The organism is Microvirga antarctica (genome assembly GCF_017921815.1).
Classification (GTDB): domain Bacteria; phylum Pseudomonadota; class Alphaproteobacteria; order Rhizobiales; family Beijerinckiaceae; genus Microvirga; species Microvirga antarctica.
Window position 1 is genome coordinate 1 of sequence record NZ_JAGEMM010000191.1, and the last position, 282, is coordinate 282.

The following is a 282-nucleotide window of genomic DNA, read 5'->3' on the forward strand; positions in this document are numbered from 1 at the left end:
CATCAGCAGCCCGGTGCCCAGGATGCCACCCTGCATGGCCACCATCATGAAGCCCTGGATGGCACCGCTCAGGTTGCCGCGTTTCCAGGTCCGTCGGGTGCGCGCGTCCCACTTGTCAAGCACATGGCGCAGCCGCTGCTCCTCACGGGCCTCGGCCCCGAAGGCCTTGACCACCGAGTTGCAGCTCACCGCGTCGGCCAGCGCGCCACCCAGCTTGGTGTCCCAGGCATTGGCGAGACGGGCTGCCGGGGAAACGAAGCCCATCGAGAGCGCGACGGTGAC

1 pseudogene is annotated in these 282 nt (G+C 68.4%); it reads right to left on the bottom strand.

The features are described from left to right. A pseudogene (locus J4G32_RS21435) lies at positions 1 to 282 on the bottom strand (ABC transporter ATP-binding protein); the annotation flags it as partial.